The following is a 213-nucleotide window of genomic DNA, read 5'->3' as shown; positions in this document are numbered from 1 at the left end:
ATAGTGGATTTGCATTTGCGTCAACGAAAATTTCCGATTGTTTTATTAGAAAAGCTTAGTCAGCTGACGCATTTAAAAAGATTATGCCTTGAAGAAGGTGTTGCGAGAATTTTCGATGAAAAGCCATCCGAAGCGGAATTGATACAAAGGAGTAATGCACGTAATCAGGCGTTATGGGGATTGTTAAAAAATCTGCAATTAAAATTGCATTGT

At 36.2% G+C, this 213-nt stretch carries 1 protein-coding gene; it reads left to right on the top strand.

The window, feature by feature from the left end:
• Nucleotides 1-15 precede the first annotated feature (15 nt).
• Nucleotides 16-213: hypothetical protein (locus J3U35_RS01255; protein WP_267359019.1), on the top strand; the 198-nt coding region annotated here is incomplete at its 3' end.

This window comes from Gilliamella sp. B2717 (genome assembly GCF_026536675.1).
GTDB lineage: Bacteria > Pseudomonadota > Gammaproteobacteria > Enterobacterales > Orbaceae > Gilliamella > Gilliamella apicola_I.
Note: the sequence above shows the minus strand (reverse complement) of the source record. Positions and strands in the feature narration are given on the sequence as shown.